At 68.2% G+C, this 9,078-nt stretch carries 6 protein-coding genes; 2 read left to right on the top strand and 4 right to left on the bottom strand.

Going from position 1 to position 9,078, the window contains the following annotated elements; all coding sequences use genetic code 11:
- Positions 1-697: lipoyl(octanoyl) transferase LipB (gene lipB, locus G6N77_RS16990; RefSeq protein WP_165183356.1), on the bottom strand; the 697-nt coding region annotated here is incomplete at its 3' end.
- 96 nt (positions 698-793) lie between these two features.
- Here lipB and G6N77_RS16985 point away from each other — a divergent pair.
- Positions 794-2,491: a serine/threonine protein kinase gene (locus G6N77_RS16985; protein ID WP_165183355.1), complete on the top strand. Its 1,698-nt coding sequence runs from the start codon at positions 794-796 to the stop codon at positions 2,489-2,491.
- Between the two features lie 29 nt (positions 2,492-2,520).
- Positions 2,521-6,027 carry a S41 family peptidase gene (locus tag G6N77_RS16980; RefSeq protein ID WP_165183354.1) on the top strand — a complete coding sequence of 1,169 codons (3,507 nt, stop codon included), beginning with the start codon at positions 2,521-2,523 and terminating at the stop codon, positions 6,025-6,027.
- Positions 6,028-6,115: 88 nt separating this feature from the next.
- Here G6N77_RS16980 and G6N77_RS16975 read toward each other — a convergent pair whose 3' ends face one another.
- From G6N77_RS16975 to sucB, 3 genes are all read right to left on the bottom strand, one after another.
- Entirely contained in the window at positions 6,116-6,544 is a 429-nt protein-coding gene (locus tag G6N77_RS16975; RefSeq protein WP_165183353.1) for an OsmC family peroxiredoxin, read from the bottom strand.
- Positions 6,545-6,725: 181 nt separating this feature from the next.
- Positions 6,726-7,088, bottom strand: coding sequence for a hypothetical protein (locus G6N77_RS16970; protein ID WP_165183352.1), 363 nt, complete (start codon positions 7,086-7,088; stop codon positions 6,726-6,728).
- An 89-nt stretch (positions 7,089-7,177) separates the two neighbouring features.
- Entirely contained in the window at positions 7,178-8,944 is a 1,767-nt protein-coding gene (sucB, locus tag G6N77_RS16965) for a 2-oxoglutarate dehydrogenase, E2 component, dihydrolipoamide succinyltransferase (protein ID WP_165183351.1), read from the bottom strand.
- Positions 8,945-9,078: the final 134 nt, after the last annotated feature.

The raw sequence follows: 9,078 nt of genomic DNA, 5'->3' as shown, positions 1-9,078 counted from the left end.
CCGGGTGCTGCACTGCAGCGGTGCCGGTCTCTACTGGGCCAGGGGTGAAATCCTCGACCAGGGGGCCCAGGAGGCGGCGGGTGGCGGCCTCGAGGATGGGCACCAGTGCTGCAGGCCCGACGTCGTTGCCGGTTTCCGCCGCGATGGTGGTGGTGCCTGCATCGGTAATGCCGCAGGCAATGATTTGCGCGTAGGGTGCCAGGTCGTTGTTGGCGTTGATGGCGATCCCGTGCATGGTGACGCCGTCGTGGACGCGGATGCCGATGGCGGCAATCTTGCGGTCCGGGGCGGTGCCGTCGGCCCGCAGCCAGATGCCGGCGCGGCCTTCAACCCGGACTCCGGCCACACCAAAGGCGGCCAGCGTTTCTATGATGATCTCTTCCAGGGTGTGGACGTATTCCCGGATTCCATGGGCATCCTTGAGGCGCACGATCGGGTACATCACCAGTTGGCCCGGGCCGTGCCAGGTCAGCTTGCCGCCCCGGTCAACATTGATGACGGGGGTGCCGTCAAAGGGGCGTTCATGGTCTTCGGTACGTTTTCCAGCCGTGTAAACAGCGGAGTGTTCGAGCAGCAGCACCGTGTTTCCCGCAGCGCCGGCGACGACGGCGTCGTGCACCTTGCGCTGTTGGTCCCAGGCACCGCTGTAGTCGACAAAATCCGGGGCAAAACCGACCTCTGTGAACTCAACAGTCATAGCTGCCACTTTAGGCGACGAAGGAAATTCGCCTAAATCCGAAAACGCCCCTGTGGACAACGGTCCTGTGGATAACTTTCGGCAGGAATGTCAAAAATGGTCTATCACTGGTATATGGAGGCAAACGGGGAGCAAGGCGGCGAGCGGCGTGTACCGGAGATCGCCGGATATGACACGGTCCGCTGGCTTGGCGGCGGGGCGCAGGGCTCGGTGTGGCTGGTGCAGCCGCAGGACGGCTCGGCACCGCTGGCTGCCAAGTGCTACCTGCCCGGCGGGGCTGGCCGGCAGGGCGGCACAGCAGCGGAATTCGGGGATGGGCGTAACAATGCGAGCGAGATCACACAGGAGTGGCGCATCCTGGCCCATTATGACCACGAGCACCTGCTCCGGATCCATGGTGTCGTCAGTTTGGGCGGCGCCTGGGAGGGAGGCAGCGCTCTGCTGATGGACCACGCCGCGGGAGGGTCGGTGCGTGACATCGTGGCGGCCCGTGGTCCCCTGACGGTGGGGGAGGTGGTGACGATCCTGACCCCGCTGGGCCAGGTGTTGTCATTTTTGCAGGCCAACGGGGTGGTCCACGGCGATGTTTCCCCCGGCAATGTACTCCTGACAGCCCACGGCAAGCCGGTGCTTGGCGATCTGGGATTTGGCCGCCTGGTGGGGCAGGGCGAGGTTTCCGGCGGCGGAACACCGGGGTTCCGCCCGCTCTCCGACGGGCATCCTTCGGCGGCAACGGACGTTTACGGCATGGCGGCCGTGGGGTGGTTCGCGCTGACGGGCCAGCCGCCGCCGGCCACCCGGGACCGCATGCCCCTGAGCATGCATGTTCCCGGCGTTCCGGTGGAGCTTGCCGCGGCACTGGAGGCCGCATTGGCCGACAATGCCGGGCAGCGGCCCACGGCGGCTGCCTTCGCCCAGGCAGTCTTTCGCAGCGCCCGGGCGGAGCCGGTGGCCCTGGCCGCTTCGGTGCACCCGAGCGTCCTGCCGGACCTTCTGACCCGCAGGGCACGGCAGACCGGGCCCCGGACCGGCTGGGGACGCCTGGCCGGCACGGTGCTCAAGCGGCCCCTCCGCCCGGCCCGGCCCAGGCGGCGCCGTTCACGGAAGCGGCAGGACCCCCCGATCGCCTTTGCTCAGAGCGGGCCCGGGACGAGCCCCCGAAAGCTCCGTTGGCTGGCCGGGCTGGCCGCCATGGCCGTAGTGGCGGGAACACTGGCCGGCTGGCAGCTCACGGCAGGCGCCACGGGGCACCCCGGACGGGATGGGGCACCGACGGTGGCGGCAAGTGGCGCAGGAACAGGGGCGGTTGCCGGTGGCAACGTGCCTGTCCAGGCACCGCTGGGATCGGTGGCGGCAAGGGTGCCGCCGGCCATCCGCACCGCCCTCATGTCCACGGATCCGGCCACAGCCCTGCCGGCCCTCGCCTGGCTGCGCTCCTTCGCGCTGTCGAACGCGGACCTGCCGCTATTGGAAGCTGTCAATGCGGCCGGTTCCCCGGCCATGCTGGCCGATGCAGCCATTGCACGGAGCTTGGTGCAGTCCGGGCACACGCTGGCCGGGCTGGACATTGCCGTCGAAGGCGCGCAGCTTGCCCAGGCGAGGCTCCTGACGGGCGGATCTGATGCACCCACTCCCACCGCAACCGTGACTGCCACGGTCACCACCAGCCCTTTTGCCGAACAGGATTCATCCGGCACCGTGGTGCACCGGCAGGACACGGAACGGCGGCAGCACCTGTCGATCCTGCTGGTGCAGGTCAACAAACGCTGGGTGATTCAGGAGATTCTCCCGTGACCGGCCTGAGCAATGGCTAAGATACGTAAATGACCTCCTCCAGCTATTTCCGCTACCCCCATGTCAACCAGGACCTGCTTGCATTCGTGGCCCAGGACGACGTCTGGATTGCCCCGCTGGCCGGCGGACGGGCCTGGCGCGTGTCCGCCGAGGCGTCCCCGCCACGCAACCCGCGGTTCACCCCCGACGGAAGCCACCTGGTCTGGACCGTCACCCGCGGCGAGGCACCGGAAGTGGTGGCGGCCCCCGTCTCCGGGGGCGCGGCCGAACAGTTGACCTACTGGGGCCATCCGTCCACCCTGGTCAAGGGATTCACCCCGGAAGGGGACGTGCTGGTGACCAGCGCCTGCGAACAGCCGGATTCCCGCCTGACGTGGGCGTACGCCGTCGGACTGCCGGGCGGGAGGCTCAATCCGCTGCGGTACGGGCCCGTGGACAGCATTGCTTATGGTCCCGTCGTGGGCGATGAACGGCCCATGGTGCTCTCCTCCGTGCTGTCGCGGGAGCCGGCCGCCTGGAAGCGGTACCGCGGAGGCACCGGGGGAAAGCTGTGGATCGATGCGGATGGCTCTGCCGAGTTCACCCGGCTGGTGCCCGAACTGGACGGCAATCTTTGCGACCCCATGTGGGTTGGCGGGCGCATCGCCTTCCTGTCCGATCACGAAGGGCACGGCAACCTGTACTCCGTGCTGCCGGACGGCTCGGGACTGCGCCGGCACACCGACTTTGAGGGGTTTTACGTCCGCCACGCCAGCACTGACGGGACCCGGATTGTCTTTGAATCTGCCGGAAACCTGTTCGTGCTGGATAACCTCGACGCCGAGGCCCGGCAGCTGGAAATCACACTCGGCGCCCCGGCCGGCTCCAGGACCCCGCGCCCGCTGGACCCGGGCAAGCACCTGGGCCAGGTGGTTCCGGCCGACTCCGGCCAGGCCAGCATCGTGGAAAGCCACGGCACCGTGCACTGGCTGACCCACCGCGGGGGGCCCGCACGGGTCCTGGCGGCGGAACCGGGCGTCCGGGCGCGGCTGGCACGCGCGCTTGGCGACGGGCATGTCCTGTATGTGGCCGACACCGGGGGCGAGGAGGCGCTGTACATCGCCCCTCTGGCGGCGGCCGGTGAGACGGCCGGCCCGGTTTCCCCCGCGGCGCCCGTGGGCCTGACTGCGTCCGATGCCCCGGCGGCTGCCGAGGGGGAGCCCGACGGCGGCCAGTTGCCGCAGCCCGTCTCGGCGCAGGCCGTCAACAGTGAAACTTTCCATGTCGCCTCCACCCCGGAACGCGACGCCGCATCCCCCCCGCATGCGCCGGAGCTGGGTTCTGCTGCCGCGGAAGGCAGCGGCGCCGTGGCGCAGGCAGCACCCCCGGCCGCGGAGTTGCGGCGCATCGACTACCCGAAACGCACCCGTGCCGCCGAAGCCGTGGCCAGCCCGGACGGGAAGTACATTGCCGTCGGCACCGAATTTGGCGAGGTCCTGCTGGTGGACGTCGACAAGGGATCCATGGAAGTGGTTTCCGAAACTCCCGCCGGGCCGGTGTCCGAGCTGGCATTCAGCCCCGACTCCGCCTGGCTGGCGTGGAGCGAACCCCTGGACCAGGACGAGAAGCGTGCCAGGCTGCGCATGGCGGCCGTGGCGCCCGCCAGCGGTGCCGGGGAGCGCATAGTCGAACTGACCGACGGCCGCTTTGCAGACCACCGGCCCGTCTTCACCCCCGACGGCAAATTTGTGGCCTTCCTTTCCCAGCGCAGCTTTGACCCTGTGTACGACACCCATTCCTTTGACCTCGGCTTCCCCTTGTCCGTCAAGCCGTTCCTGATAGCCCTCGCGGCTGGGACGCCGTCGCCGTTTGGACCGCATGTGGGGGGAGCCCCGGCACCGAAGGATCCGGACGCGGCGGGGGAGGCCATTGATGCGCCGGTGGCCGTGGCGGTTGATGCTGACGGGCTCCCCGCGCGCATCATTGCCGTCCCGGTGGCCCAGGACCGCTATGTGGACCTGGCCGCCATTGGCGGCAGCCTGCTGTGGCAGGTGGAGCAGTCAGCCGGGGCAACGGGGGACGGCCTGGCCATTGCTTCAGCCAAGCCGCCTGCCGCCCGCCTGGAACACTTTGACCTGGTGACGGGCAAGACCACCGTGATTGTGCCGGAACTGGACCGTTTCAGGGTGAGCGGCAATGGCAAGTGGCTGGTGACAATCCTTGGCAGTGCCGTCCAGGTGCTCCCGGCCGGCAACAAGCCGGCCAAGGACAACGACGCTGCCTTTGACGTCGAGCTGGACCGGATCGTGCTCCGCCTGGACCCCGTCAAAGCCTGGGGACAGGCATTTGAGGAGGCCTGGCGGCTGCAGCGCGACTTTTTCTACACCCCGGACATGGCAGGGGTCGACTGGCAAGGAGTCCACGACCGGTACCGGCCCATCGTGGAGCGCCTGGGCAGCCACAGCGACCTGGTGGACCTGCTGTGGGAATTGCATGGCGAGCTGGGCACTTCGCACGCCTACGTCACCCCCGCACCCATTGTCGAGGAAGGTGCCGGAGCCCAGGGCCACCTGGGCGCTGTGCTGGAGGCCACCCCCGACGGCTATGCCGTGAAGGAGATATTCACCGGCGAGTCCTCAGACCCGCAGGCCTTTTCGCCGCTCGCCGCGCCTGGGGTGGCGGTGCGTCCGGGGGAGATCCTGGAGGCCGTCAACGGCAGGCCGGTCCCCGCGGGCGGGCCGGGGCCGCTGCTGGCAGGCACTGCCGGCAAGATTGTGGAACTCACCTTGCGCAGCCGGCCCGGAACCCAGGGCGGGCAGCCCGCCCGCCGGAGGGTCGCCGTCGTTCCGCTCAAGAGCGAGGAGCGGCTGCGCTACCAGCGGTGGGTGGCCACGAACCGCGCCATGGTTCGCAAGGCATCCAACGGGGCCTTCGGTTACGTCCACATTCCCGACATGATGCCGCGCGGCTGGGCCCAACTGCACCGCGACCTGGACACCGAGACGGCCGCGGACGCCCTGGTGGTTGACGTGCGCCGGAACCGGGGCGGCCACACGTCCCAGCTGGTGGCGGAGGTCATTGGCCGCCGCATGGACGCCTGGGCCTTGGCCCGCGGTCGCGCACCGGAAATCTATCCTTCGCAGGCGCCCCGCGGACCCGTGGTGGTCCTGACGGACGAGTTCGCCGGGTCCGACGGCGACATCATCACCGCCGTCGCAAAGCTGAGGGGGATCGGCCCCGTGGTGGGCATGCGCACCTGGGGCGGTGTGGTGGGCATAGACGGCAAGTTCCAACTGGCCGACGGCACGGCGGTCACCCAGCCCCGCTATGCCTTCTGGTTCCGCGAAGGCCAGGGCTTCCACGTGGAAAACTACGGCGTGGACCCGGACATCGAGGTGCCGTTCCCGCCGCACGACCACCTGGCGGGCAACGACCCCCAGCTGGAGGCCGCCATCGGCGTGCTGCTGGAAATGCAGCAGGAGATTGCGACCGTGCGGCCGCCGGCACTGGAGGGCTACCGCAATGTGGCCCCGGCGCCGCTGCCGCCGCGCCCCTGACGGTCGCCAACGCGGCCAGGACACCCCGATGGTACGGATAAGGCGGCCCCCACAACATGGGGGCCGCCTTATCCGTACACTGGGCTCGTTATGCGTCGAGCGTGGCGTCCAGGGTGATTTCAATGCCAGCCAGCGCGGCCGAAACGGGGCAGCCGGCCTTGGCGGCGTTCGCGATGCGGTCGAAGTCCTCCTGGCTGATGCCGGGGATCTTGGCGGCCAGCGTCAGGTGGCTGCCGGTGATGCCCGTGCCGGGGACAAACGTGACGGCAGCGGAGGTGTTGACGTAGTCGGCGGCATGGCCGGCACTGCTGAGCTCGTTGGAGAACGCCATGGCAAAGCATGACGAGTGGGCAGCGGCGATGAGCTCCTCGGGGCTGGTCTTGCCCTCGGCGGCTTCGGCGCGGGCCTTCCAGGTGACGTCAAAGGTGCCGAGTCCGGAACTGTCCAGGGTAACCTGTCCAGCACCGGTGGGAAGGTCGCCGACCCAGCCGGTGTGGGCGTTGCGAATCGTAGCCATGTTCACTCCTTGGTTCGTGGTGGTGGCCCAGCTCCTGTGAAGCGGCTGGGCGTGCACTGTGAAGCGCCGTCAGGTTGGCGCGTAGTTCCACCCTATGCCCAAAACGCGAAACGGCGCCTTCCGGGCCCCTCCCGGTGGTCACAAACCGGGAGGGAGGAAGGCGCCGCGAGGTCAGTTGGTGCTAGAGGGCCCAAATCGTGGCAACACCGATGTTGATCAGTGCCATGCCGCCAACTGCATGGGCCAGTCCGGTGGGGACAGCCTCGCCCTTGGACGCCTTGCGGTAGCCGATGATGGCAGGAACCAGCACGGAGATGGCAATGAGGATCTTCACCGTCATCTTGATGTGGAACGCCATGCCCGGCGCGGGCGAGCCGGCCTCGGCCAGTCCCATCAGCGCCAGGCCCGTCACGAGCTGGGCGATGGCGCCCCAGAGCTGGATGGGCAAAACGGTGGGCTTTTTGAAGGTGGCAAACCAGCCGCCCACGATCGCAGCGGCGCCGAGGACGTGCAGGAATACCAGGATGCTCTGAAGTACAGTCATGCCAGTATCTTAGCGACAAAGTGTCCACAAACCAGCAAGGGGTTGCCTTCCTGTGAGGAAGGCAACCCCGAAGCTGTGGTGCGGGTGTGTTACAGGCCCAGGTCGGCCTCGAACGCGCCCTCTTCCAGGCGGGCCTTCAAGGTCTGCAGGAAGCGTCCGGCGTCCGCGCCGTCCACCAGGCGGTGGTCGTACGTCAGGCACAGGTACATCATGTGGCGGATGGCGATGGTGTCGTCGCCGTCTGCATCGGCCACCACCACGGCGCGCTTGACGATCGCGCCGGTGCCCAGGATGGCAACGTTGGGCTGGTTGATGATCGGGGTGTCGAACAGGGCGCCCACGGAGCCGATGTTCGTGATGGAGAACGTGCCGCCGGACAGCTCGTCCGGGCCGATCTTGCCGCTGCGGGTGCGTGCGGCAACATCGGCGATGCGCCCGGCCAGGCCGGCCAGGTTGAGGTCGCCGGCGTTGGAGATGACAGGTACCAGCAGGCCCTTGTCGGTGTCCACCGCAATCGCCAGGTGCTCGGCGTTGTGGTAAGTGATCTCCTGCGTTTCCTCGTTGTACTCGCCGTTGACCTTCGGGTGCTGCTTGAGCGCCTCCGTCACAGCCTTGGCGATGAACGGCAGGAACGTCAGCTTGGTGCCGTTGACGGCCTGGAACGCGCCCTTGGCCTGGTTGCGCAGCTTGACAATGCGCGTCATGTCGACCTCGTGCACCTGTGTGAGCTGCGTGGAAACTTCCAGCGACTCGCGCATGCGCCGGGCAATGACCTGGCGGATGCGGGGGGCCTTGACCGTGGTTCCGCGCAGTGAGGAAGGCACGACGGCGGCAGCGGCCTTGGGTGCCGGGGCTGCGGTTGCGCTGGGGGCAGGTGCTGTCGCAGCCTTGGCGGCCTCAGCGGCGGCCAGGACGTCCTGCTTGCGGACGCGTCCGCCGACGCCGGTGCCGGCGACCGTGCTGATGTCCAGGCCGTGCTGGTTGGCCAACTTGCGGACCAGCGGGGTCACGTAGTTGGACTCGGAAGCTGCCGGTGCCGAGGGCGCGGCAACGGGAACGGGTGCTGCTACGGGTGCGGGTGCTGCGGCGGGTGCAGGTGCTGCCACCGGTGCCGGAGCGGCGACCGGTGCAGGCGCTGCCATCGGTGCAGGCGCTGCCACCGGTGCGGGAGCCGCAACGGGTGCAGGTGCTGCGGCGGGCGCAGGTGCTGCAACAGGTGCTGCGGCGGGCGCCGGAGCCGTGACCGGTGCGGGGGCGCCGGAACCGATGACTGCCAGGGTGCCGCCGACTTCCGCGGTCTCATCCTCGGGGACGCGGATTTCCAGCAGGGTGCCTGCAACGGGGGAGGGGATCTCGGTGTCAACCTTGTCCGTGGACACCTCCAGCAGCGGCTCGTCAACCTCGACCGTTTCGCCGACTGCCTTCAGCCAGCGGGTGACGGTGCCTTCGGTGACGGACTCGCCCAGTGCGGGAAGCTTGACCTCGAAGGTGTCGCCTGCGGGGGCTGCGGCAGGGGCGGGTGCCTCGACCGGCTCGGCCGCAGATGCTGGTTCCGCGGCGGGGGCTGCTTCGGCCACCGGGGCAGCTTCAGCAACGGGGGCTGCAGCGCCGGCGCCGTCGCCGGATCCGATGATGGCCAGGGGGGCGCCGACTTCTGCTGTCTCGTCCTCGGGAACCAGGATCTGCTCCAGGATGCCTGCAAACGGCGACGGAATTTCGGTGTCAACCTTGTCGGTGGAAACCTCGAGCAGGGGCTCGTCCACTTCAACTCGTTCGCCGACCTGCTTGAGCCACCGCGTGACGGTTCCTTCGGTGACACTTTCACCCAAGGCGGGCAAGTTCACGGATTCAGACATTTCGTCCCCGTTCTCCTTTTTGTGCGGTGCCTTGTCCAGGCGCCGGACATGAAATTCATGAGTAATGATTAAGTAATGATTATTTGTATTTGAGCTTAGTGCACCCGGCGCAGGCGCCGGGTGCACTAATGAGG

Origin of the sequence: Arthrobacter silviterrae (assembly GCF_011045165.1) — a bacterium.
GTDB classification, from domain to species: Bacteria; Actinomycetota; Actinomycetes; order Actinomycetales; family Micrococcaceae; genus Specibacter; species Specibacter silviterrae.
The sequence above is the reverse complement of the archived record's forward strand: the minus strand, read 5'-3'. Positions and strand labels throughout refer to the sequence as shown.

Bases quoted from the DNA above. Each gene is read 5' to 3' on its own strand.
- G6N77_RS16985 (WP_165183355.1), top strand. From the start codon at position 794: ATGGTCTATCACTGGTATATGGAGGCAAACGGGGAGCAAGGCGGCGAG.
- G6N77_RS16980 (WP_165183354.1), top strand. From the start codon at position 2,521: ATGACCTCCTCCAGCTATTTCCGCTACCCCCATGTCAACCAGGACCTG.
- G6N77_RS16975 (WP_165183353.1), bottom strand. From the start codon at position 6,544: ATGGCTACGATTCGCAACGCCCACACCGGCTGGGTCGGCGACCTTCCC.
- G6N77_RS16970 (WP_165183352.1), bottom strand. From the start codon at position 7,088: ATGACTGTACTTCAGAGCATCCTGGTATTCCTGCACGTCCTCGGCGCC.
- sucB (WP_165183351.1), bottom strand. From the start codon at position 8,944: ATGTCTGAATCCGTGAACTTGCCCGCCTTGGGTGAAAGTGTCACCGAA.